General features: G+C 32.5%; 28 protein-coding genes and 1 tRNA gene. 3 read left to right on the top strand and 26 right to left on the bottom strand.

Annotation, left to right across the window (positions count from 1 at the left end):
* Nucleotides 1-53: 53 nt before the first annotated feature.
* The 25 genes from FGK85_RS04885 to FGK85_RS04765 all read right to left on the bottom strand — a co-directional run bounded on the left by FGK85_RS04885 (nt 54) and on the right by FGK85_RS04765 (nt 20,986).
* Nucleotides 54-129, bottom strand: a tRNA-Trp gene (locus tag FGK85_RS04885).
* A 215-nt stretch (nt 130-344) separates the two neighbouring features.
* Nucleotides 345-635: an ethanolamine utilization microcompartment protein EutM gene (gene eutM, locus FGK85_RS04880; protein WP_138204282.1), complete on the bottom strand. Its 291-nt coding sequence runs from the start codon at nt 633-635 to the stop codon at nt 345-347.
* Between the two features lie 96 nt (nt 636-731).
* The gene (locus FGK85_RS04875; protein ID WP_138204280.1) at nt 732-1,382 is read right to left on the bottom strand and encodes a phosphate propanoyltransferase; all 651 of its coding nucleotides are present in this window, start codon (nt 1,380-1,382) and stop codon (nt 732-734) included.
* Nucleotides 1,382-2,980: an acetaldehyde dehydrogenase (acetylating) gene (locus FGK85_RS04870; protein ID WP_138204278.1), complete on the bottom strand. Its 1,599-nt coding sequence runs from the start codon at nt 2,978-2,980 to the stop codon at nt 1,382-1,384. Before FGK85_RS04870 ends, FGK85_RS04875 begins: the two co-directional genes overlap by 1 nt.
* 31 nt (nt 2,981-3,011) lie before the next feature.
* Nucleotides 3,012-3,749 (bottom strand): BMC domain-containing protein, encoded by a 738-nt coding sequence (locus FGK85_RS04865; protein WP_138204276.1) that lies wholly within the window; start codon nt 3,747-3,749, stop codon nt 3,012-3,014.
* A gap of 20 nt (nt 3,750-3,769) precedes the next feature.
* On the bottom strand, nt 3,770-4,450 hold the full coding sequence (locus tag FGK85_RS04860; protein ID WP_138204274.1) for a cupin domain-containing protein: 681 nt from the start codon (nt 4,448-4,450) through the stop codon (nt 3,770-3,772).
* Nucleotides 4,451-4,528: 78 nt separating this feature from the next.
* Complete coding sequence (locus tag FGK85_RS04855; RefSeq protein WP_035293918.1) at nt 4,529-4,792, bottom strand: EutN/CcmL family microcompartment protein; 264 nt, start codon at nt 4,790-4,792, stop codon at nt 4,529-4,531.
* Nucleotides 4,789-5,091, bottom strand: coding sequence for a BMC domain-containing protein (locus FGK85_RS04850; RefSeq protein ID WP_138204272.1), 303 nt, complete (start codon nt 5,089-5,091; stop codon nt 4,789-4,791). Before FGK85_RS04850 ends, FGK85_RS04855 begins: the two co-directional genes overlap by 4 nt.
* An 18-nt stretch (nt 5,092-5,109) precedes the next feature.
* Complete coding sequence (gene eutJ, locus FGK85_RS04845; RefSeq protein WP_138204270.1) at nt 5,110-5,955, bottom strand: ethanolamine utilization protein EutJ; 846 nt, start codon at nt 5,953-5,955, stop codon at nt 5,110-5,112.
* Nucleotides 5,937-6,620, bottom strand: a complete 684-nt coding sequence (locus tag FGK85_RS04840) for a cobalamin adenosyltransferase (RefSeq protein ID WP_138204268.1) — start codon at nt 6,618-6,620, stop codon at nt 5,937-5,939. Before FGK85_RS04840 ends, eutJ begins: the two co-directional genes overlap by 19 nt.
* 6 nt (nt 6,621-6,626) lie before the next feature.
* Complete coding sequence (locus FGK85_RS04835) at nt 6,627-7,073, bottom strand: EutP/PduV family microcompartment system protein (protein WP_138204266.1); 447 nt, start codon at nt 7,071-7,073, stop codon at nt 6,627-6,629.
* Complete coding sequence (locus tag FGK85_RS04830) at nt 7,070-7,423, bottom strand: BMC domain-containing protein (RefSeq protein WP_138204264.1); 354 nt, start codon at nt 7,421-7,423, stop codon at nt 7,070-7,072. The genes FGK85_RS04835 and FGK85_RS04830 overlap by 4 nt, the downstream gene beginning before the upstream one ends.
* 39 nt (nt 7,424-7,462) lie before the next feature.
* Nucleotides 7,463-8,416: a choline TMA-lyase-activating enzyme gene (gene cutD, locus FGK85_RS04825; RefSeq protein ID WP_138204262.1), complete on the bottom strand. Its 954-nt coding sequence runs from the start codon at nt 8,414-8,416 to the stop codon at nt 7,463-7,465.
* 130 nt (nt 8,417-8,546) lie between these two features.
* The gene (gene cutC, locus FGK85_RS04820) at nt 8,547-11,090 is read right to left on the bottom strand and encodes a choline trimethylamine-lyase (RefSeq protein ID WP_138204260.1); all 2,544 of its coding nucleotides are present in this window, start codon (nt 11,088-11,090) and stop codon (nt 8,547-8,549) included.
* A 48-nt stretch (nt 11,091-11,138) separates the two neighbouring features.
* Nucleotides 11,139-12,629, bottom strand: coding sequence for an acetaldehyde dehydrogenase (acetylating) (locus FGK85_RS04815; protein WP_138204258.1), 1,491 nt, complete (start codon nt 12,627-12,629; stop codon nt 11,139-11,141).
* Nucleotides 12,630-12,664: 35 nt separating this feature from the next.
* Nucleotides 12,665-12,973 (bottom strand): BMC domain-containing protein, encoded by a 309-nt coding sequence (locus tag FGK85_RS04810; protein WP_138204256.1) that lies wholly within the window; start codon nt 12,971-12,973, stop codon nt 12,665-12,667.
* 24 nt (nt 12,974-12,997) lie between these two features.
* Nucleotides 12,998-13,300 carry a BMC domain-containing protein gene (locus tag FGK85_RS04805; RefSeq protein ID WP_138204254.1) on the bottom strand — a complete coding sequence of 101 codons (303 nt, stop codon included), beginning with the start codon at nt 13,298-13,300 and terminating at the stop codon, nt 12,998-13,000.
* 290 nt (nt 13,301-13,590) lie between these two features.
* Nucleotides 13,591-13,857 carry a hypothetical protein gene (locus FGK85_RS04800; RefSeq protein ID WP_138204252.1) on the bottom strand — a complete coding sequence of 89 codons (267 nt, stop codon included), beginning with the start codon at nt 13,855-13,857 and terminating at the stop codon, nt 13,591-13,593.
* Nucleotides 13,844-14,956: a hypothetical protein gene (locus FGK85_RS04795; protein WP_138204250.1), complete on the bottom strand. Its 1,113-nt coding sequence runs from the start codon at nt 14,954-14,956 to the stop codon at nt 13,844-13,846. The genes FGK85_RS04800 and FGK85_RS04795 overlap by 14 nt, the downstream gene beginning before the upstream one ends.
* Nucleotides 14,957-15,078: 122 nt before the next feature.
* Nucleotides 15,079-15,345, bottom strand: coding sequence for a hypothetical protein (locus FGK85_RS04790; RefSeq protein WP_138204248.1), 267 nt, complete (start codon nt 15,343-15,345; stop codon nt 15,079-15,081).
* Nucleotides 15,332-16,441 (bottom strand): hypothetical protein, encoded by a 1,110-nt coding sequence (locus FGK85_RS04785; protein WP_138204246.1) that lies wholly within the window; start codon nt 16,439-16,441, stop codon nt 15,332-15,334. Before FGK85_RS04785 ends, FGK85_RS04790 begins: the two co-directional genes overlap by 14 nt.
* Nucleotides 16,442-16,913: 472 nt before the next feature.
* The gene (locus FGK85_RS04780; protein ID WP_138204244.1) at nt 16,914-17,747 is read right to left on the bottom strand and encodes a MerR family transcriptional regulator; all 834 of its coding nucleotides are present in this window, start codon (nt 17,745-17,747) and stop codon (nt 16,914-16,916) included.
* A gap of 121 nt (nt 17,748-17,868) precedes the next feature.
* A complete protein-coding gene (locus FGK85_RS04775; protein ID WP_138204242.1) occupies nt 17,869-19,011 on the bottom strand; it encodes a 1-propanol dehydrogenase PduQ in 1,143 nt (380 codons plus the stop codon).
* Nucleotides 19,012-19,361: 350 nt separating this feature from the next.
* The gene (locus FGK85_RS04770) at nt 19,362-19,988 is read right to left on the bottom strand and encodes a CBS domain-containing protein (RefSeq protein ID WP_138204240.1); all 627 of its coding nucleotides are present in this window, start codon (nt 19,986-19,988) and stop codon (nt 19,362-19,364) included.
* 47 nt (nt 19,989-20,035) lie between these two features.
* Nucleotides 20,036-20,986, bottom strand: a complete 951-nt coding sequence (locus FGK85_RS04765) for a metal ABC transporter solute-binding protein, Zn/Mn family (protein WP_138204238.1) — start codon at nt 20,984-20,986, stop codon at nt 20,036-20,038.
* 354 nt (nt 20,987-21,340) lie between these two features.
* On the opposite strand from FGK85_RS04765, the gene tsaE reads away from it, so the two are divergent.
* The 3 genes from tsaE to rimI are packed head-to-tail and all read left to right on the top strand — an operon-like array spanning nt 21,341 to nt 22,939.
* A complete protein-coding gene (gene tsaE, locus FGK85_RS04760; RefSeq protein ID WP_138204236.1) occupies nt 21,341-21,799 on the top strand; it encodes a tRNA (adenosine(37)-N6)-threonylcarbamoyltransferase complex ATPase subunit type 1 TsaE in 459 nt (152 codons plus the stop codon).
* Nucleotides 21,796-22,494: a tRNA (adenosine(37)-N6)-threonylcarbamoyltransferase complex dimerization subunit type 1 TsaB gene (tsaB, locus tag FGK85_RS04755; RefSeq protein ID WP_138204234.1), complete on the top strand. Its 699-nt coding sequence runs from the start codon at nt 21,796-21,798 to the stop codon at nt 22,492-22,494. The genes tsaE and tsaB overlap by 4 nt, the downstream gene beginning before the upstream one ends.
* Nucleotide 22,495: 1 nt before the next feature.
* On the top strand, nt 22,496-22,939 hold the full coding sequence (gene rimI / locus FGK85_RS04750; protein WP_138204318.1) for a ribosomal protein S18-alanine N-acetyltransferase: 444 nt from the start codon (nt 22,496-22,498) through the stop codon (nt 22,937-22,939).
* Nucleotides 22,940-23,248: 309 nt separating this feature from the next.
* Here rimI and FGK85_RS04745 read toward each other — a convergent pair whose 3' ends face one another.
* Complete coding sequence (locus tag FGK85_RS04745; protein WP_138204232.1) at nt 23,249-23,884, bottom strand: ECF transporter S component; 636 nt, start codon at nt 23,882-23,884, stop codon at nt 23,249-23,251.
* Nucleotides 23,885-24,150: the final 266 nt, after the last annotated feature.

The raw sequence follows: 24,150 nt of genomic DNA, 5'->3' as shown, positions 1-24,150 counted from the left end.
GATAAATATGCACATAAAAAAACCAGCAATCTTTAAGATTACTGGTTTTTGTCTGGCAGGGGCACGAGGACTCGAACCCGGAACCAACGGTTTTGGAGACCGCTACTCTACCAATTGAGCTATACCCCTTTGACGAAATTTATTGTATCATGATATGCAACATAAGTCAACATATATTTGCATTAAATTTTGCTAAAAACCAATAAAATGATTCAACCACAAAAGGTACACTGTAGGTGAATTATGAAATTTCTCCTCCATGACTTGCATAAGAGCTCGGAACAATAAATTTAAAACGCCGCTAAATATACTTTAGCGACGTTTTACTACAATCTAATTAAATCTTATTTTGCAGCTTCTTTAGTTGATGGAAGTATTACTTCAACTTCAGAATGTGGACGTGGTATAACGTGAACAGATATTAATTCTCCAACACGTTGTGCAGCAGCAGCACCAGCATCTGTAGCAGCTTTAACAGCTCCAACGTCTCCTCTAACCATAACAGTTACAAGTCCGCCTCCAACATATTCTTTACCTATTAAATATACGTTTGCTGCCTTAACCATAGCGTCAGCTGCTTCTATTGATCCTATTAATCCTTTAGTTTCTATCATTCCTAATGCATCGTATTTCATTTTAAAATCCTCCTAATATTATATATTTATATATTATAATTTTTAATTATAATCATTTATTTTATTAATTTTTACTTAATTATATATTTAAATACTTTACTTTACTATTGTTATTTTTGACTTTGAGTTAATGCCCATTGCATTAGCTTCTTCTATATCAAGGTGGCATTCAAGCTTTGAAGCATCATTAGCTCTGATAGCTACATTGCTGTATATTCCGCCTCTTAAATCATCAAATTTTATTGATACTACCTCTCCATCACATACTCCTAAATTTTTAGCATCTTCAGGTGTCATGTGGATATGTCTTTGTGCAACTACTAATCCTTCTTCAATTTGAACAGATCCCTTTGGTCCAACTAATGTTATTCCAGGTGTTCTGCTTAAATCTCCAGATAATCTAACATGTGGTACTGCACCAAGCTTAATGCAATCTCCAGCTAATACTTCAACCTGAGTTTTACTTCTTACAGGTCCTAGAATCCTAACTTTTTCAATTGCACCCTTTGGTCCACATACTGTTACAACTTCTTTGCAAGCATATTGTCCAGGTTGAGATAAATCTTTAAGTTTAGCAAGTTGATAGTCTTTTCCGAAAAGACATTCTAAATCTTTTTGTGAAAGATGTACGTGTCTATTAGAAATACCTACTGGAATCTCAGCTGAGCTTCCCTTGCATACAGTGTTTTCACCCTTACTTTTTGCAGTTTCTAGTAAAAGCTTTAATACTGCTTCTAAATTATCCATTATTTTGCCCCCTTCATAGCGGCAACTATTTGGTTAACTAAGTCTAAAAGTTCTTCATTTTTTGTACCTTCACAACTGCATTCAGTACAGCTATTAGTATTTTGAGCACACTCAGTAACTTTATTTAAAGCTGCTGCAGCTGCTGCAATTTGAGCTGGACTCATGTTCATAAATTGATTTTGAACAGCATGACAGTTCTCAGCAGTTTTTATACAGTTGAAAGTTGGGTCATTAGATGCTAATGTTGCGCAATCTTTTAAACCATAAGCAACTCTCTTTATGTTTATAAGGTGTTCTGGAGTAACGTTCTCAGATACTGAACTTCCTCCCCATGTACCACAACCTAAAGTGAATGAAGGGTTAAGTCCTGTGCTTGCACCTGTTCCACCTTGTGTTCCACCAGTATTAACAAGAATACGAGAAGCTGGTTTTGCAGCGAACTTAAGAACCATATTTCTGTCTTCTGTGTGTAAGCTCATTGTGTGACCAATTCCATTTTGAAGTAATTCAATACTTAATTCACATGCTTCATGGCAATCTTTTACTGTATAGAATGCAAGAACTGTTGTAAGCTTTTCATATGACAATGGATTGCCTTCACCTACTCCATTTTGTCTTCCTATAAGTACTTTAGTTTCTGATGGAACTGTGAATCCTGCAGCAGTTGCAATAACTTGTGCACTTCTTCCAACAAATTTAGCATTCATAGCATGGCCATTTTTGAATAACAGCTTACAAACTTTATCAGTTTCTTCTGTTGTCATGAAGTATCCGCCTTGCTTTTTGAATTCTTCAATAACTTTAGCTTCATTACACTCTTCGCAGATTATTGATTGCTCTGAAGCACAAATTGTACCATTGTCAAAAGTCTTACTTGCCATTATGTTTCTAACAGCTTGTTCTACATTAGCAGTTCTTTCTATGTATGCTGGAGAGTTTCCTGCACCAACACCAAGAGCTGGTTTTCCTGCACTGTAAGCAGCCTTAACCATTCCAGGACCACCTGTAGCTATTATTATAGCAACTTCTTTGCTCTTCATTAACTCATTTGTAGCTCCAATTGTTGGAGTAGTTATACAGCTTATAATGTTCTCTGGTGCACCAGCTTCAATAGCTGCATCACGCATTAATTCAGCTGCTTTAATTGTACATTTTGCAGCAGATGGATGTGGTGAGAACACTATAGCATTACGAGATTTTATTGAAATCATAGCTTTGAATATTGCAGTAGAAGTTGGGTTTGTTGAAGGAACTATACCCATAACTAAACCAACTGGTTCAGCAATCTCTATAAGCTTGTTTACTTCATCTTCTTTAATTATACCTATAGTTTTCATATCTTTTATTGAATCATATAGTATAGTAGCTGCTAAATGGTTTTTGAAAGTTTTATCTTCAACTTTACCAAAACCAGTTTCTTCAACTGCCATTTGTGCTAAACAAACAGCATTTTCTTCTGCAACCTTAACCATGTTGCGTAAAATTTTATCAATTTGTTCTTCAGTATAATCAGCAATTTTATCAGCTGCTACTTTTCCAAGTCTAGCAAGGTTTCTTGCTTCTTGTATAGAACGTAAGTCCTTATCAAAGTTTTCCATTTGCATTACTTCCTTTCGTCACTTTACATATCTAATTTTTCTCGTAATATACCTTGAATTTTGAAATTAATAATTTTTTACCGGCTTTTGAAATTGTTCTGCCTGTAATTGCAAAATCCTTATATTCACGAGCTAGATTTCTAAGCTTAACAACTTTTAACTTAGATAATATCAAAATGGTTTTTTCTATACCATTTTTACTTACCAGATTGTCTACATCATCTTTATGTAGATTTTCTAAGTTCACCTTATGTAGTTTATCTAAATCTGTTTCTATTGTAGCTTGATTTTCTTTGACCTCATCTTCAGTTTCTTGTGCAATTTCTTCTACTTCTTCTTGAGTTTCTTCTTGAGTTTCTTCTTGTGTATCTTCTTGTATATCTTCTTGCGTATCTTCTACTATATCTGCTTCTTGCGCCTCTTCTACTACTTCTTCTTCTGCTGCTATTTCTACCTCTTCATCAGGTGTTTGAACTTCCAAAACCTCTACTGGAGTATTAACCCCAATTAAGCTTTCTAATTCCTGATGAGGACGTGGAATTACATGCTCTGAAACTAAAAATTCTTCATCAAGTTTTTTAACAGCTGCTACTCCAGCCTCTATAGATGCTTTTACAGCACCTACATCACCTGTAACTGAAATTGTAACAAGACCTCCACCTACATAGGTTTTTTCAATAATACTTACATCTGCGGATTTAACCATTGTATCAGCTGCCTCAACAGCTGCAAGTAATCCTTTTGTTTCTATTAAACCAAGCGCTTGCATAGGTCAATCCTCCTAGTCTTCTATAAAAGATCCGCCCAGTTTGCTGGATATGTTGTATAAAATACCCTAGCTTTGTCTGGGGAACCCCAAACTACTTTAGAACCTGATGGTACAAACAATACATCTCCAGGATAAGCTGTATATGTCTTACCATTTATTTCAACTGTTAAAGTTCCCTCAATAACAAAGTCAATTTCTTCATAAGTTAATTCCCAATCAAATTTTGAATTTTCAATAATTAAAAATCCAGCACTCATTTTTGATTCTTCTTTGTTTACTAACTCTTGGAAATAAACTTTTGCCTCTGGATTACCAGTATCAAACACATCCATCTTTACTGTGTTTCCTCTAACAACCTTAAGTCCGCTAGGATCAGTCTCCGCTGTAAATAGAGGATTGTTTGGCTTTAAACAGTCAAGCATTTGTTGTAAAAGACCTTTGTCCATCATTGTTCTAAAGAACTTAAGCATCATTTCAACATCCATGCCTTCTATGTTTGGCACGTTTGGCATGCTTGGAGCATTTTTAACTTCTACATGCTCAACTTTAGCTGCAGGTGTTTCTGTAGTGAATATTATTCCATTATTTTTTGCAAGATCTTGAGCTGATGGAGTGATTATCTCACTGCCTTCTAAATAAAATACTTTTTCATTTTTTAATATTAATGCTTCAATATCTTTTGCACAAATTAATCTTTTCATACCTTCACTTCCTTTCAAATAATGTTGATGTCCATAAAACTCCTAAAATCCTGTGATTATTTTTAAGAAAGGTTTTATTTAACCAAACTGACAATCATCATCGATTATTCCAATAACAACTGCATCCACAGGAATATTGTCGTCGCCCAACATTTTGCGGGCAGAAGATCCAGTACTAACAATAACCCTATCACCAATACCTGCACTTATAATATCAACAACAATAAATCTGCGACCTTCATCTATTCCACCAATTTCCTCTGCAAGCATAAACTTAAGTCCGCTAAGTGATTCTGCCTTTCTAGTGGCCCATACATTATCAATAAGTCTTGCTACTATCATATTGTTTTTCCCTCTTTCATTTTCATTTTAATCTCATTTATGGCGGCTTCAACTGATGATGTGTCACCAAAAATTCCAATTAAAACCATGTGTTGAGGACATGTACCTCTAACCTCTTCAACAGTAACCCCAACAGCTTTTTCGGCAATATCTGCAGCATAAATCATATCGATAAGTTTACCTTGCACAAGTCCTATTGCATCAACGCTGTTTAAATCCGTTTGGCACTTTGCACCCATACGTTTTATTAGAATATCTTTAGTGCTATGGGAAGGTGATTTTATAATTCTAAAATCCACTTTTAAACACTCTCCTTATTATTCCATAATATCTTGTGTACAGCTTAATGCTATTCCAAGTGGCGTAACAAACATAGGATTTTTAGGTTTATGAGTATAAACACCAGTCTTCTTTTGGATAATTTCTTCGATTCCTGTCAAACAACAAGTACCACCAACTAAAGAAATTTCATTAACATCATAGTCTTTAATATGATTACTAATAATTGTTGACACCTTTTCAACTACTGGTTTTAACACTGGTAAAATTTCTTTATGGTTTTTATTATCTCTTTTAAACTTATCTGCCTCATCAAAAGGCATTCCATATGCACCTGAAATAACTAGTGAAAAATGTGTACCACCTGTAGGTTCATCCACAACATAAACAACTTTTCCATCTTTTAAAACAGATATTCCAGTTGTTCCACCACCTATATCTACAACTGCACCATTTTGAATTTTAAGTACAGCATTTGCAGCAGTAGGTTCATCTAAAAGATTTGTCAATTCAAAGCCAGCTGCCTGAACTACGTTTTTAATTGCTCCAGAATCTAAAGCATCAGTTCCAGGTGGAATTGCAGCCGCTGCATAAATAAGCTCTGTATTCAATTTCTCCTCAATTTCCTGCTTAAGTTCTCTCACAATCCTTACTGCTCCAATATAATCCACAACCATACCGTCACGAACTACATCTGCATACCTGTATGCACCTGCAACAGGCTTGTAGTTTTCATCTAAAACAGCCAATACTATACAAGCAGTACCTAAGTCTACACCTGTATAATAAACAGAAGAACCATTAACTATTGGTCTTTCTATTACTTTCTCAAACTCCTGAACCATATTATCACAATATTCAAAAGTTAATTTTTTCTCTGACATTCTTTTCCTCCTACTGCTGAACAAATCAATTGAGACAGCGAATTAATTATTGAGTTAACGTTCCCTATAATTCTATCTTTTAAACCGTCATCATCATTTTTGTAGGTATCAATTATTTCAAACTGTAACTCCCTTAAAGCACAACGTAGTGTATTCATTTTTAAAATTGCATTGCTCTTTGCAAGCTGCATATGAAATTCTGTTATTTCGAAACAATCATCAAGCTCAGTTGTAAAATTTGATGAATTCATTCCAGTACACTCTTTGCAGTAAATTGGCTCAAGAGTACCTTTTCCATCCACAACGTTTCTGATGTTTGATATTTTTCTACCCAAATTTATAATATTTTGCGCTAAGATAATATCTTCTTTTAATATCTCACTACTAGTAACAAGAAATACTGCCTCCATAGATTTTAATTTTAAGCAAAGTTTCTTATTTAAATTTGAATTGCTATTTACCATTACTTCTTTTGTTTCAACCTGTTCGTTTTTAGAAACATTCTTGCTTGCTTTTGGAGCATGATCACTTAATTTTATTCTTTTATCAGATAAATATTGAGCTGCTCCAGGTGTAAGGCGCTGTCCTTGTTGTAACTTGTAGGTATCAAAAGGTTCTTTTCTAAATAAGTCTCTCAAGTACTCTTCAGTAATAAATCTCATCATTGACCTTTACTCCTCACCTTTTTCAAATAAATACTTCTTTAAAGCATCAATTCCTGTTCCCATTTGAAAACTAATATGAAAATATGGTTCTGATACTCCTATGTTCTTTAGTTGTTTTAAACATTTTTCTTCATTTTCAGGTACCAAGTCACACTTTGTTATAACCCCGATTACCGGGCATCTAAAGGACTTTGCAAATCCATGGGAGTATATTTCACTGCAATTAGACTGGTCAACCACTATAAGCACATGAGATGCATCCTGAGCTGCTGCTATTATATGTTTATACATCCATGCATTCTCTAAATAAGAGCTTGGAACATCAATGGTGTTCTTACCATAAATCAAATCTGGTGTTCTTCTTAATGGACCATCATAATTGTTTAATGCATTAACCAATGTGGTTTTACCAGATTTTGAAGGCCCAATTACCATTATGCGCTTTCTTCTCATGTCCTTGTAATGGGAGCCGGAGTAAATCCAAGCATATCCTTTAAAATATCATTTACTGCACTAAGTGCTGTTTCAACACTTTGTACATCACCATTTATTACAACTGAACCTGTGAAACGATCAAGAAATCCAATTTCTACATCGGAAGCCTTTGTAGCAATATCTGCTGCTATAATAGCAGATTCATAAGGAGAAAGCGTTAAAATACCTATTGCTCCTTTTTCATCAATTCCAAGACGTTCATATATATCAGGCATGGGTGATGCAATAACATGAGCTATTGTAATTTGCTTTCCTGGCACTGACTCTTGTATAACACGCTGTATATTTCTATCAAGAAAATCTCCCATAAACCTTACCTTCTATCTTATTATCTATTTGAAAATTATTTAGTGACGGATTACCTTTACAGGTAAATCATATTGTTTAATCCATCCTTCAATTCTATCTAAATCTTCATTTTTTAAACTCGGATCATCCTTTATAGGATATTCAATTCCTAATTGGTTGTACTTATTTACACCCATTTTATGATATGGAAGTAAATCAATTCCTTTAAAGTTTTTATAATCCTTGTATGGTGTTAATAATTCCATAACTTTTTTAATGTCTTTTTCTTCATCATTTACACCCTTAAGTAAAGGCATACGAATCTTAACATTATATTTGCGACGAAGTAGTTCCTGGAGATTTTCTAAAATCTGTTCATTTCTAACACCTGTTAATTGGAAGTGTTTATCAGAATCAATATGCTTAATATCAAATAGGAATAAGTCTGTGAATTCTGCTACCTTAAGTACTGATTCTAGTTTTGCATAACCGCAAGTTTCAATTGCAGTATTTATTCCTACTTGTTTGCAGGCCATTAATAAACTAGAAGCTGCTTCAGGTTGCATTAGAACTTCACCACCGCCTAATGTAACTCCGCCACCAGAAACTTCGTAAAAAGTTCTATCCTCTTCTATAATTTCCAAAAGTTCAGAGATAGTCTTTACTTCTCCAACTATTGATATAGCAGATTTAGGACAGGCTTCTTGACATTTACCACATCCGATACAATCAATATCACGATTAACTTCATGCTTTAAAGTTTCATTAGAGATAGTGTGTATTCCCACAGGACAAGCTTCTACACAAGCCCCACAATTAACACATAAATTACTTTTAAACATAACTCTATGTTTTTTAATCATTCCTTCAGGGTTTGCACACCACTTACATCGAAGAGGACAACCTTGAAAGAATACTAAAGTTCTTACTCCATCTCCATCATACATATTGTATTTCTGTATATTAAAAATCGTCGCTTTTCTTTCAATTACACCTAAATTTTCATTACTCATATTTTCATTCTCCAGTTTCATTACCTTGATTTTTAATATATATCTTAATTGCAATCTGCAATCTACAGAACAATTCTGTAGATTACAGATTTATAAATTTTAGTTTAAATAATCTCAAAAATTCTTCTAATTAAAAGTGGTTAAGTACAGTTCTACTGATGATTTCATCCTGAACGTCTTTACATAATTCAACGAAGAATGCACTATATCCAGCAACACGAACAATTAAGTCACGATATTGCTCTGGATGTTTTTGAGCCTCTATTAGAGTCTTATTATCTAAATAGTTGAATTGCATTTCTCCAAGTTGAAGGGCACATGCACTACGTAATAATGTAATTATTCCGTTTTCACCTTCTTTTGTATCAAGAAGACCTGATATTAACTTGAAGTTATGAACCATACCTATATTCATGTTTTCACAACACATTTTAGAAACAGATTTAATTATAGCAGTAGGTCCTTTAAAGTCTGCTCCTTGTGTTGGACTTATACCGTCTGATAATGGCATCCAAGCTCTACGTCCATTTGCTGTAGCTCCAGTAAGTTGTCCAAATGGAGTGTTGTTAGAGATTGATAAAGTACCATGGCTAAGCACTGAATATAATGTCTTATACTTACGGTGCTCTTGTTCAGTAAATTGGATTAAATCAGCAGCAATTAAGTCTGCATAATCATCATCGTTACCATATTTAGGTGCTTCTAAACAATCTTTTCTTAATTGATCGTATCCAACAAAATCAGCCTTTAAAGCTTCATTTAATTGTTCTAAAGTGTATTTCTTATCTTCAAATACTAATTTCTTTATTGCTGCCATAGAGTCAGTGTAAGTTGCAAGACCACTCCATACAACTCCTGGTCCGAAGTTATACATAGCTCCGCCTGCTTCTACTCCTCTACCATTTTCCATACATCCTTCATACATCATAGACATAAGTGGCTTTGGTGCAAGCTCTTTGTGTACACGTTGAGAAATTACTGTAGCAACACTTGTCCATTTAGTGATGTATTTAATTTGCTCTTTAACAGCTGCTTCGAACTGCTCATAAGTTTTAAATTGGCTCAAGTCTCCCATATCTGGGCATACTTGCTTACCATACCATAGTGGTACACCATGGTTAAGAACAAGTTCTATACATATTGGCCATTGAGTATATCCTGTAGAAGTCCATTGATATAATCTTCCTGACTTTTGAGGCTCAACGCAACCCATTAAGCAATAATCTCTTGCGTCTTCTATAGAACATCCTTTAGCTAACATCATTTTTATATGAACATCGTCAAAGTGACATGCTGGGAATCCCATACCTGCACGAATAACGTCAACTATCTTCTTAAGATATTTTTGTGGTGATCCTTTATGGATACGACAAGCTAAAGATGGTTGATATATTTTAACATGACGAACTGCATCCATTAATAAGTATGTTAATTCGTTTGTAGCGTCACGACCTTCTCTAGTTACACCACCTAAACACATGTTAACAAATGGCTGATAACCTGCGAAGAATTTAGAAGCTCCTTCACTTGTTAACCACATCATTTCAGACATTTTTATAAGCATACAACCTGCTAATTCAAATGCTTCAAAATCAGTCATACGTCCTGATTCAATATCAGCTTTGTAGAATGGATACATGTATTGGTCAACACGTCCTATAGACATACCTGTTTGGTTTTCTTCAACTACAAGTAATGATTCTATAGTCCAAACTGCTTGAATTGCTTCCCAGAAGTTGCTTGGCTTATGTGCTGGTACTCTAGCATTTATTTCAGAAATCTTTAAAAGTTCTGCTTTACGCTGAGGGTTAGTTTCTTTTGCAGCAAGTTCTGCAGCATAGTCTGACATACGTTTAGCATATATCATAACACCTTCAGCAGTATCAATTAATGATTTGTAGAAGTATATTTTTTCAATATCTTCTGGTCTTTCGTAGTCAAGCTGAGCTAATTTTTCTTCTGCTTCTCTCACTATGTCAAGCATACCTTTTTTCATTAGTATAACGTCATATCCTGGGTTAGAGTCTCCTCCACCATTTGTTGCGTGGTATGAACAATCTGAAACGAAAGATTCTCCTGAAAGTTCCCATACACCAGCTTCACGGTACTGGCTTTCGCAGTATTCATCAACTGACTGACCTTTCCAGAATGGGAATAACTCTTCACGCATTATTTTCTTATCTTCATCTGATATATAGAATGGGTCTTGTGGACGAGTTGATATTGTATCTAATTCCGCTTCCATCCATCTCCAAGCTATATCAGGAGAAAATGCTCCTGCACGAGGTTTTCCGTTTGGTGCTCCAACTATAAGCTCATGGTCTTGAATTACTAGTGGTGCAGTTTCACAGCAGTGTTTGAAACATTTACCACGTAAAACTGACTTAGGCATACCTGGATTTTCTTTAGCTATTTTAGTAATAGCTCTTGCACGGTGAGTTGTTATTGATGGAACATGTTTTAAGTAGTTTTCTTTTAATTTAACTAAACGCTCTGTCATTCCATCTGGAATTTGTCCATTATTATTATCACATGCAACATGAGAAACTGCTGGTTCTTCTTTTGTTATTTCTTTAGAAACACTCTCGAACATCTTCATTAAACTAGCACGTTCTTCTTCAGACATGTTTTGAGTAGCTTCCATAAATTTATTTGAAAATTCACGAATATCCAATTTATTCCCTCGCATTCTTTAATATATTTCATATCTAAGATATGATTTTTATCTTAAGTCATCCATAACTTTTTTCAAAATACTCTCTAGTAGTTTAAAGTTATCTATTTCATTTGCATTTAATTTATCCTTTGAAACCCCATTGAAATCTTCTTTATGATTTGCTACATTAACAAACTCCTCCACACTGCGAACTCCATATCCTACCTTACGTATATATATTAAGTTCATAGGTGAAACATTATCAGAAGTCATACCTTGACCTGCAGAACCACTGCCTAAAGTCATTGAAGGAAACAAGTTTGTAGTTGCTCCCATACTTCCAAAAGTTCCTGGAGTGTTAACTAACACTCTTCCAACTGGCTTCTTTAATGCAAATTGACGAATAACCTCTTCATCTTTTGAATGTATAATAAGTGTATGTCCCTGTCTTTCACTAAGTAACAATTCTATACACTTTTCACAAGCATGCATCCAGTCATCTTCAATATAAAAGGCTAATACTGGAGAAAGCTTTTCTTTTGAATAAGGGTTCTTTTGAGAAACAAACTTTTGTTTAGAAATAAGAACCTTCACATCTTCTGGAATACTAAAACCAGCTTTCTTAGCTAAAAATTGTGGTGATTTACCAATCATCTCTAAATCAGCACTTCCATCTTTGTAAAAAAAGATATTTCCTAACTTTTCAGCTTCCTCATCTGTCATAAAGTATCCGCCGTTTTTCTGAAGTTCTTGTGTCACTTCTGCTACAATACAACTATCCACAACAATTGATTGCTCAGCGGCAGAAACAACTCCATAATCAAAGTTCTTGCTGCTAATAATATCCTTAACAGCCTTCTCTATATCAGCTGTGCGCTCTATAAATGCTGGACCATTTCCATTTCCACCATAAATCACTGGCTTACCAGATTTATAAGCCCCTTGAAGCATTTCTGAAACTCCTGTGTTCATTATAAGAGAAGTATCTCTATGGTTCATAAGCTCCCTGGAACCACTTTGGGTTACCGTATGTAAATATGCAATAGCGCCCTCTGGAAGTCCTACACCTTCTGCAGCTCGAATCAAAATATCAACTGTTTTAGAAATTGTATTTTTAGCTCTTGGATGAGGTGAAAATATAATTGCATTTCCTGATTTAATTGCAATTAGCGCCTTATATATAGTTGTAGAAACAGGACTCGTAGACGGACAAAAAGCTACAATAACACCCATTGGCACTCCAACATCCATTGTCTTGTTCATTTTATCTTCATTAATGATACCTACACAATTCATGTCCTTAAGTCTATTTTTTAGATACTCACATACAAAGCGGTTTTTGATATATTTATCTTCCCACTTTCCATATTCAGTTTCCTCATTAGACATTTTAGCAAGTTCCTTTAAGTGTTTTTCAATTTCTTCCGTCATACGTTCAACTATTTCATCAAGCTTTTCTTGTGGAAAGGTTGCTAATTTCTTTTGCGCCTCACGAGCATTTTCAACAAGAATTCTAGCTTCCTGCATGGAGAGTAAATCATTATCAATAATATTCATTTTCCTCTCTCCTTTTCTTAAAAAAGTTCACTTTACTATTCAGTTATAGGATTTGGAATAGCATAACGTTTTATTATTTTTTCAAGATCTTCATGTGGACTTGGGATAACTATTGAACTATAAAGATTTCCACCTTCCATTGCATTAACTGCTGCAGCTCCAGCTTCTACCGCTGCTTTACAAGCACCTACATCGCCACGAACTAAAACAGATATATAACCTGAAGCAACGTTTTCATATCCTATAAGTTCAACATCTGCTGCTTTGCACATAGCATCTGCTGCTTCTAAAGCAAAAACCAGACCAAAAGTTTCGATTAATCCTAACGCTTTATATCTTGTCATGTGTAATCATTTCCTTTCTATGTATTATGCTTCGTTATCGATATCGTGTACTGAAACAATATCTCCAACTTCTTTAATAGGACGTGGCATAACATTGTGTGCTGTTAATTTACCAATAGCTGCTGCTGCTTGAGCACCCGCTTCTACGGCAGATTTTACTGCACCAACATCACCTTTTACCATAATAGTTACAAGAGTTGAACCAACGTTTTCATATGATATTAATTCAACATTAGCTGCTTTAAGCATTTTATCAGCAGCTTCAAGAGCTGGAACTAACCCTATTGTTTCTACAAGTCCTAAAGCCTCTTCTCCATAATATCTCATTGATAATTCCTCCTTCCCATTTCTTCCTGAATATACTTTTTTGTTAATTAAATAACTTTCATTACTATAATTATTTTCATATGTTTTTTAATTTTTATATATTGATTATATCCCTTACCCTTTGGGGGAAAGTCAATATATTTCTGAAAATAAAATTTTTGAAATATTTCATTATTAGATTGTAATATTAGGAGCAAAGTTCACTCCTAATATTACCTTGGGATAATAATTTTATTAATTTCTTAATAAATTCATTCCATTCAGCATTACCCTATGGGGAATGTTGAAGATTAATCCTTAATGTATTTGTTTATTGTAGCAGCACCCTCTTCATGTGCGTGATAATAAACCTTTAACTCTTTATTTTTATCTAGTTCAAATCTTGTTTCTTCGATAAGTCCATTTGCTTCCGCTGTCATTAAAGCAGTAATTACAGCTTTCTTTTTTAAAGCTTTAAAATTTCCATATTCACCTTTAAGAGCATTTATAACATCGTCAGCACAAGCTTCTTCAACTTTAGTAAAATATTTTAAAATTGCATAATTAAGCGGCTTCATCTGCTACACCCTCCTGTTTTCTGTTTTTAAAAAGATCTAACGGATTCATAGATATTGTAAGAATACCAAACATCATTATCAAAGCTCCAAACCAAGCAACAGACGGTAATGCCCATCCATCCATTCCACCGTATATTCCTAATAGTAATAGACAGAATAATGGTCCAAAGAATGAATAAGTACCATTACATGCAGTACCAAGTCCTGCTCCACACATACTATTTCCAGCATACCATGTCATAAATGTTATAACTGATAACAAACCACTTAAAGCAAACCAAACCATTGCAGGAGCACTGGTAAATGCTTGCATAGCAAGATTGAAGGAAATACTTACCTTCCCTGCCATAATTCCGAATATTGGGACTAATATGAATAAATTAGCAATACCTGATGTTACTTGACGAATACAAATACCAATTTCAGGGTCAATCATCGCTGTACCATATCCAGCAACACAACCTTCAAATCCCCATGCAAGAGCTGCGATAATAGCTATTAATATACCAGCAATAGTTTTTGCTGAAGCACCACCGCTAAATCCTGTACTACCAATTAAGAAACTTGCAAATACACATATAGCAATACCAAAAGCCATACGCTTATTTAATTCCTGTTTAAATAAAATTTTACCTAATATAGCTGCAATAGCAGGGCAAAGAGCAGATATTGGAACAACAATTGAGCCTGCCATTTGTATAGCTATAACGTAAGCAGTCCCAGCTACAGGTCCTCCAATAAGTGCTGCTAATATCATAATACGTCCTGGAGTGGTATTGATACATCTTAGGAAATCACCAAACTTACCTTTAGCTATAGCATATAAAATTGCCCATATAGCACTGCATGTGTCGTTTATTGCACTACCAAGTGCTGCAAGCAAATATGCCACGACAAATGCTGATAAGCCAGCTGTATTATCTCCATACCAGTCACTCCAAACTCCTTTTGTCATACCCATAGTTAGAAATGCAGTGTACATTCCATATGTAAGTCCTGAAAACAAAGCTAGAGATATCCCCCTTTTAAAGAAATTCCTTGATAATCTCTTTTTTGCAGCAACTGCTTCTAAACTTACTGCATTTGAAACTTCCTTCATAAAATAAAAACTCCTTTCAAAATAATAATTTATTATATATATAAAAAATAAATAAGACTCATTGCTATGAAATTACATTATAGTAATGAGTCATTTATTTTTATTTTCTAGTCTATTTCTTTCTAGTCTTTTATGTATTTGTTTATTGTAGCAGCACCATCTTCATGTGCATGATAATAAACTCTTAACTCGTTATTTTCATCTAATTCAAATCTTTTTTCTTCAAGAAGACCATTGGCTTCTGCTGTCATTAAAGCAGTTATTACAGCATTCTTTTTTAAAGCTTTAAAGTTACCATATTCACCTTTTAATGCCTCTATAACATCGTCAGCACAAGCTTCTTCAACTTTAGTAAAATATTTTAAAATCGCATAGTTAAGCGGCTTCATTCTCTGTTCCCTCCTTCTTTCTGAATAAATCCATTGGATTCATTGCTATTACAAGGATACCGAACATCATTAATACAGCAGCAATCCAAACTATTGGAGGCAATGCCCATCCTTCCATTCCACCTAATACGCCAAGAATTATCCAGCAGCAGAATGGACCCCAGAATGAAAATGTACCATTACAAGCCATACCAAGTGCAGCACCGCACATACTGTTACCGTTATACCAGCTCATGTATGAAACGAAGGCACAAAGTCCACCTAAAGCAAACCAAATCATTGCAGGACCACTTGTAAACGCTTTAATAGTTAAGTCAGTTGAGAATTTAACTCCACCACCAAACAACATACCAAATACAGGTACTAATATTATTAAGTTTGAAAGTCCAGATGTTGCTTGACGAATGGTGATACCGATTTCTGAGTCTATCATAGATGTACCATATCCAGCTACACAGCCTTCAAATCCCCATCCAAGAGCAGCGATAAATGCAATACAAATTCCAAGGAACATTCCCTTAGGAGCATCTCCGCCAATACTAGTACTTCCAATCATAAAACTAGATAAAACACAAATAATAATACCTAATACCATACGTTTGTTTAATTTTTGTTTAAATAATATTCTTCCTAAAATAGCTCCAATAGCTGGGCAAAGCGCAGTAATTGGAATAACAATTGAGCCCGCCATTTGTAAAGCTACAACATAAGCTGTACTTGAAATAGGTCCTCCTATAAGAGCAGCCAATATCATTACAGCACCTGGCTTAGTTTTAATACATCTGAAAAAATCTCCAAGTTTACCTTTAAAAGTTGCATAAATTATTGCCCAAATAGCACTACATGTATCATTTACAGCACTGCCAAGTGCACCAAGTACATATGTAATAACTACTGCTGATAAACCTGCTGTGTTAGCACCATACCAGTCACCCCAAACTCCTTTTGTCATACCTAATGTCAAAAACGCTGAATAAAAACCATACATAAGACCTGAAAAAAGCGCAATAGTAATTCCTTTTTTAAGGAAATTAGATGATAACTTCTTTTTTGCTGCAATTGCTTCTAAGCTTACTGATTTTGAAACGTCATTCATAATTAAAGCCCCTTTCGCTTAATTTTGATAACATTTTTATTTGCATTATTAAATAAAAGTTTGTGATGAATGTGTTTTTGAATTGTTATACTTTGGGGTATTTTGTTTTTTAAACTTTAAGCAACTTTTCATTTTATATCTTGCAGATATTTCATTTTCTATTAAATTATATGCCTTTCCCTATGGGGTAAAGTCAATATATATTTAATAAGAATATTTAAATAAAATTCAAAAATCTAAAAAAACCTACATAACTAAATTAATAATACAACTACAAAGTAGCTTATTTAAATTAGTTTTGTAGGTTTTTTTACATGTAAATATAAAAAATATTCAATAATAATTGATGGAAGTTTTATTTTATTATGGAAATAAATATCCTTTTTTATTTAATAACATTGGTATTTTTTTCACAAATTGAGTTTAATAAATCATCTATACTTTCCCCTATGGTCAACGTTTTCAATATTACCTACTTATTTTTTCTACTGATTTTAATAAAAATTTCCGTTACAAATTTATCTGTATTTTTAGTTGTCCAATAATCGGTTACATATCTTTCATAGGATTCATCTGAACATATGTAACCATGTTTTTTCGTCCATTCTTTTATTTTTTTATAAGTTTCATCAATTGTTTCATGAGTTCCTATGTGATAGCAAGAAGCCGCTATCCAGCCTCCAAATTGAATACATTCTTCCTCTCTACATCTCAAAATGGTCTCTTGCATTATTGTCACCCTAGTACATTTTCCATTAATTTTATCTTCAAAAGAGGGGAAACGAATAATTACAGGTCCTGTTATTGCATTATCTATTCTATCAATGTAATTATTAAATTCTATATTAATTATAGAATCCATATAATCGTATTTAAAATCTTGATCCAAAAAAATCAAATTACGATTATCTATATATTTTATAGTCACATCACAAATATTATTTTCAAGTACCATCTGTGCCTCAATTATAAGATCGTGCCAATCTTTAATGGACCTGATTTTTAAATTTATTTCTCTTTCAAGCTCTTTTAATTCATCAATTTTATTTCTAAAGCTTTTATCAACAAATTCATAGGTTGTACCTTTTAAAAAGCTTCTCATTTCTTCTAACTTAAATCCACTTTGCTTATAATATTTTATAACCGGTACTGATAATAAATTCTTTTTGCTATAATATCTGTATCCGCTTTCATCAGCTACTTTATCAGGAGATAATATGCCCATTTTATCATAATATCTCAGTGCTTTCTTTGTTATTTTACATATTTCCTCTACTTTCCCTATTGAATACAACTCCTCTCCCATGTTAGACCTCCTTCTTTTGTGATATTTTTAATTATATTTTATTTAAGCTAATTTCTCAACTTTTTTCTGAAAAATCACATAAAAAAACCACCCATTAATGAGTGGTATTAACTACAAAATTTTACTCCATAACCTTATCTAATATTTTTAATAAATCTTCTCTTGTTGCTTCTCTAGGGTTTGCAGTTGTACAAATATCCTTAGAAGCTGCATTTACAATGTCTTCTCTTGTTGCTTTAGCTAAATCCATGTCAGCACCTTGTTCTTTTAATGTTGTTGGAATCATCAATGTCTTTTGAAGTTCTACAACACTTCTAATTAGATTATTAACTCCAATATTTACATTTGGTGCATGTAAATTTAATAATTCTGCAATTCTATGATATTTTTTAGCAGCTATTCCATATTCAGCATTGAAAGCCTCTTTATTCAAATTAGCATTGTATTCAATTACATGAGGTAGTATAATTGCATTACTTCTTCCATGAGAAATATGTAATTTTCCACCTACAGCATGCGCTAAGCTATGAGTAATTCCAAGTCCAGCTGCATTGAATGCCATACCAGCAAGACATGATGCATTGTGAAGTTTTTCTCTTGCTACTATATCGTTGCCGTCAGCATAAGCCTGTGGTAAAAATTTAAAAGCTAAAGTAACAGCTTTTTCTGCAAGAGCATCTGAAAAATCAGTAGCATTCTTTGAAACATATGCTTCTAGAGCATGTGTTATTACATCCATTCCCGTATCTGCAGTTATAAAATTAGGTACAGTTTTTACTAGTTCAGGATCAAGAATAGCAACTGTTGGAAGAAGAGATTTGTCTGCAAGAGCATATTTTAACCCTTCTTGTTTGTTTGTAATTACTGCATATTCAGTAACTTCAGAACCTGTGCCACTTGTAGTAGGTATAGCATAGAATTCTTTTATAGAAGAAACTCCTCCAGTAATTTTTTTTGCATATTCTCTTATAGCCTTGGCTCCATCTATTGATGAACCTCCACCAAGAGCTATCATAATTTCTGCATTACAGCTTTTTAACTTTTGAATACCAGCTGCAATAACTTCTACGGATGGATCAGGCACAATATCACTGTATATAGCTACTTCACAGTTCACAAGTTTTTGTTGTACTTTTGCAACCATGCCTGAAGTTTCCATAAACTTATCGCATACAATCAGTACTCTTTTACCTTCAATTTTGCTTAGTCTATCTAAAGAACCTTCTCCAAAATAGACATTTGTGTTAATACTAAATTCTTTCATATACATTTTCTCCTATTTCTAAAAGATTTAAGATATGAATGAACTAGCTACTCTTTAGTTTAAAATTAAAATTACCCCACAAATATAACAATCAACAAGTTTATAATAAACTTTACTTAATGTATTATATCAATATTATATTAATAATACAATAGCATTGCAAATATCAATGTACAAATGATCAAGGATTAATTAAGTAAAAAACTTCTCTTGGAGTTTTTAAAAATATAAATTCAACAAATTCCTTAGGAGTTTCAACTTTCATTGATAGTTGTTCATTGTTAATTGAGCATTGAAAAAGTGACTTACAAAATTATAAGCCACCTTTAAATCTTTTATAATATTTATATTTACTGAACTTTAAATCCATTTTCCTTAACTTGTTGTTGAATTTTGTTAAATACCTCATCAGAAGCCTTTATTCTTACAACTACTTCTTTTACTTCTGTTAAACTCTTAGGGTCTACTACAACAAAGCTTATAATGTCTCCATTGTTTTCAGTTATAATCTTTGATAATCTAGATATTTGGCCAGGTATATCATATGCTATAACTGCTAATCTTTTTCCTTGATTTAATCCAAACAACTCTGTGAATTGATGGAATATAGCATGATGTGTTACTATTCCCTTAAAATCTCCATATTGGTCTACTACTGCTACAAAAGAAATATTCTTTGTTTCTAAAAAATGAGCAGCTTTTTCTATTTGTTGTAATGGTTCTATACTTGGCACATCTATTCTCATAACCTTTTCTACTTGAAAATCTTCTAAAAGACACTTTTTATCTAAACATTTCTCATAATAAAAAGTATATATCATTTCCTTAGATATACTTCCATAGAATTTATCCCCATCACATACGGGAATTGATAAAAAATTATTTTTCTCCATTAAATCCAAAGCCTTTTGAATAGTATCCTTTGGTGTAACAGTAATTAATTTTTCTTTTGGTAACATTAAATTATTGACAAACATAAATCCCCCTCCTTATAGTTACTTATAACAATTATACATCATATTTATTATTTAGTACAAATATTTACAAGTGTACTAAATAATTTTTTTTCATAGTCCAACACTTTATCATATTCAGCACTTATATTAAAATTACTTACCTTAACACATTTCACTCCATACTTTGCAATAAATTCTTTATTTTTACTCAAAAAATCATTACTAAAGTATACTAGTACCATCTTATCCTTATTTTTTTCATATTTTTCTTCTATAATTTTATTTAAATCTAATTCTTTACTTTTCTCAATATTTTCATCTATGCTTACAGTTTTCAAACCACTATACGCCATTATATAATCCAAACTATTGCCCTCTACTATAAATAAATGTTCCTTAACACCTTCCCCTTGCTTTTTAAATATTTTTTCATAATCCTCTAATTCTTTTAAGCTCTCTTTAAAATTTTTCTCATAATAACTTCTATTTAACGGGTCTCTTTCCACTATAGCGTTTTTCACATTTACCAAAACCACTTTATAATTATCAATATTATTCCAGAATATACATTCTTCACCTTTTCCATACTTGTCTACATTCTTATAATAGGATAAAGGATTAGCACCCCTTGAACTATTTATTATACCTACTTTATTACCTTCTATCCTGCTTATATAACTATTATTAAGATTTGAAAAATTAAATTCATCATATATAAAAATATCTGGTACATAACTTATATCGTAATAGTAATTTACATATATTTGCTCACCTTTTTTATTAAATATATAATCAACTTTATGTATTCCCTTATCTATTTTTTTTACACAATCATATAAAAATTTATTACTAACTAATATATCCAATTTAATTTGTTCTTTATCTTTTTTTGAATTACTTATCTTTGAATTTTCTATATTATTTTTATTGTTATCCTTATTATTTATATTAATTTTATTATTACATCCAGAAATAATAATCGTTAATATAAGTAATATTACTAGAGTACATTTTTTCATTATATTGCACCTCAAAATTTCATATAATTAATTATGTTTTTATATATATTTTATAAAATATACCCTACTTATGCAATAAATTATTGAATAAATAAGCTTTTTTAGCTATAAAACTTTTTACTTTATAATAAATAGTTAAATAGTTAAATAGTTAAATATTTAGTTACTCAAACTTTAGCTCATAAAATAGGAATTTGTTGAGTAGCTAATACGTAAAAGTGAAAAGGTAAGAACTAATAGGTAATAAATAATAGTTTCTTAAAAAAAATATATATTAGGATTACCTTTTATTTTTTATATTTTTAGTATAGAATATTTATAGTGTAGACTATTGCTTAAGTAGGAGAGGATTTTATGGAATTTATAGTAGATAGTATTGAAAAAACCCTTTGTGTGGGAGAACAAATAGGGAAATTGTCCCTTCCAGGTGACGTTATATGTTTAATAGGTGATTTAGGCACTGGAAAAACCCATCTTACCAAAGGAATTGCTAAGGGATTAGAAGTTACAGATTATATAACAAGCCCTACATTTAATATAGTTAACGAATACAATGGAAGATTGAAGTTTTATCACTTTGATGTGTACAGGGTAAATGATCCTGATGAAATAGAAGCTATTGGATTTGATGAATACATATTCAGCCCTGCAGTAAGTGTCATCGAGTGGGCAAATTATATAGAAGAACTTATTCCAAAGGAACATATGGAAATAAGCATACACAAACTACCTGAACTAGGCGAAAACTTTAGAAAAATAGTTATTACTTATACTGGAGATAGATATAATTACGTAAAGGAGATTAGAATATGAAAATTTTAAGCATAGATTCTTCAACAGAAGTGGCTAGTTGCGCTGTGCTTGAAGATGATAAAGTTTTAGGTGAAATTACTTTTAATTATAAAAAACAGCATTCAGTAATTCTTATGCCTATGATAGAAAACCTTCTAAAAAATATAGGCTTAAATATAAGTTCCATAGATGGTTTCGTTTGCTCAAAGGGCCCTGGCTCATTTACAGGTTTAAGAATCGGCATGGCAACTGTAAAAGGTCTTTGCCAAGGCTCAAATAAGCCTTTAGTTTGTGTATCATCTTTGGATTCTCTTGCTAATAATTTAGCCTATACTTCTGGATTAATATGTCCTATTTTAGACGCCTTAAGGGATAATGTTTATACCGCATTGTTTACCTTTAATAATGGTAAGTTGTGCAGAATAACCGATTATATGGCCATTCATATTGATGAATTAATCAGCATTATAAAAGAAAAAAATTCTTCGGTTACTTTCATAGGAGATGGTACATACAAATTTTCATCTAAACTAAAGGACTCTTTGGCTGAATGTTTTTTTGCTCCTACTCATTTAAATATAATGAATGCCTCTTCACTAGGTCAATTAGGTATGGAGCTTTTTAAAGAGGGCATAACTGATGATATATTAACTGCAAGCCCTGTTTATTTAAGAAAATCTCAAGCTGAAAGAGAATATGAAAAAAAGAAGGAATAATATGAGTGATATAATAATAAAAAATATATCAGATGAGTATATTGACGAAGTTCTTAAAATAAATTCTCTTAGTTTTAAAGACCCTTGGTCTAAAAGTTCATTTACAAAAGAATTGGAGAATAAATTTGCTCACTATATAGTTGCCCTTAGGGACGACTTAGTAGTGGGCTATGCTGGTATATGGGCCATACTAGATGAAGCTCATATCATAAGTATAGCAGTACATCCTGATTACCGTGGTTTAGACATTTCCGTTCATTTAATGAACGGTATTTTAGATCTCTGTAAAACTATTGGTGTAAAAGAACTAACCCTAGAAGTTAGAACCTCTAATACCATTGCTCAAAATTTGTACAAGAAGTTTAATTTTAAAGAAGAGGGAATTCGAAAAAAATACTATCCTGATGGAGAAGACGGTTTAATAATGTGGAATAGAAACCTGTAAACTACCTAAATAAGCAAGGTTGGCTTTTTTGTAGAAAATCTCTACATTGGCAGAGATAATAAGGCTAGGTGATAGGTACTAGGTACTAGGTGCTAGGTGATAGGTAAAAGTTAGTAGATAGGAGTTAAGGATAAGGCTCAAGGAGTTTTATCCTTAACTCTTACTTGTTACTTTTTACTTTTTACTTCTTACTTCTTATCTATTACCTACTATTTATCTTCAAATTTTATATTTTTATTTTTTAACCGTAAAAGTTGAATTACTTTTACTTGTTTCTTGTTATTTATTATTTATTATTTATTATTTTTACTATTGTTCATATTTTTTTTCTAATTTTTCATTAGCTATTTCCATTTGTTCCTTGTGTAATATTGGAGATACACTCTTATACACTAATCTAGTCATAATGCATACTACTGCTCCCTTTATTAAGTTGAAAGGAATTATTGCCCAAATTATAAGCGTTCCTAAACTTACAACCTTTGGATTTACCTTAGAACTCATACCTACTACTGCACTTATAGGGAAACCTAGTACTTTTTCATACAGTGGCAACAGTACAAAAAGATTTACTATAGCTGCTCCTAAACTCATAACTACTGTACCTGCAAGTAATGCTATAACTGCTCCTGTTTTATCTTTTTTCTTATTATAAATAGTTCCAGCGGTTATTACTAGCATTGCCCCTACTAAGAAGTTAGCAAGTTCGCCTATAAAAGCTGTTTTACCTGCAAATAATCCATGAAGTAAATTTTTCATAAATTCAATTATAATACCAGCCACAGGCCCAAAAGCAAAAGTTCCAATTAACGCTGGCAGGTCACTTATATCTATTTTCAGAAACTCTGGAAATATAGGTATAGCTACTTCAATAAACATAAGTAAAAATGCTATAACTGCTAGTAATGATATTTTGATGTTTTTGTTTAATTTTGAATTTTTCATAAAACCCCTCCTAGGTTTATCGGGGTAGTGTAAAGTTTTTTACACTACTTATTAATTTTTACCTTTATATATCAATGGTTACAGAGTTTTTTTAATAAAAAAACAATGACCCCCTTTTTTATGCTATAATTGAATCGCTAAAACCAAAAATAACATGAAAGGATGTCATTGCTATGGATTCAATTATAACTTATTTAATTTCCTATAATCAATATCTTTTAAAAATAATTTATCAATTACTTATGTTTATTTGTAAATACATTCCT

The sequence above is a fragment of the Haloimpatiens lingqiaonensis genome, from assembly GCF_901447495.1.
Taxonomy (GTDB): domain Bacteria; phylum Bacillota; class Clostridia; order Clostridiales; family Clostridiaceae; genus Haloimpatiens; species Haloimpatiens lingqiaonensis.
Note: the sequence above shows the minus strand (reverse complement) of the source record. Positions and strands in the feature narration are given on the sequence as shown.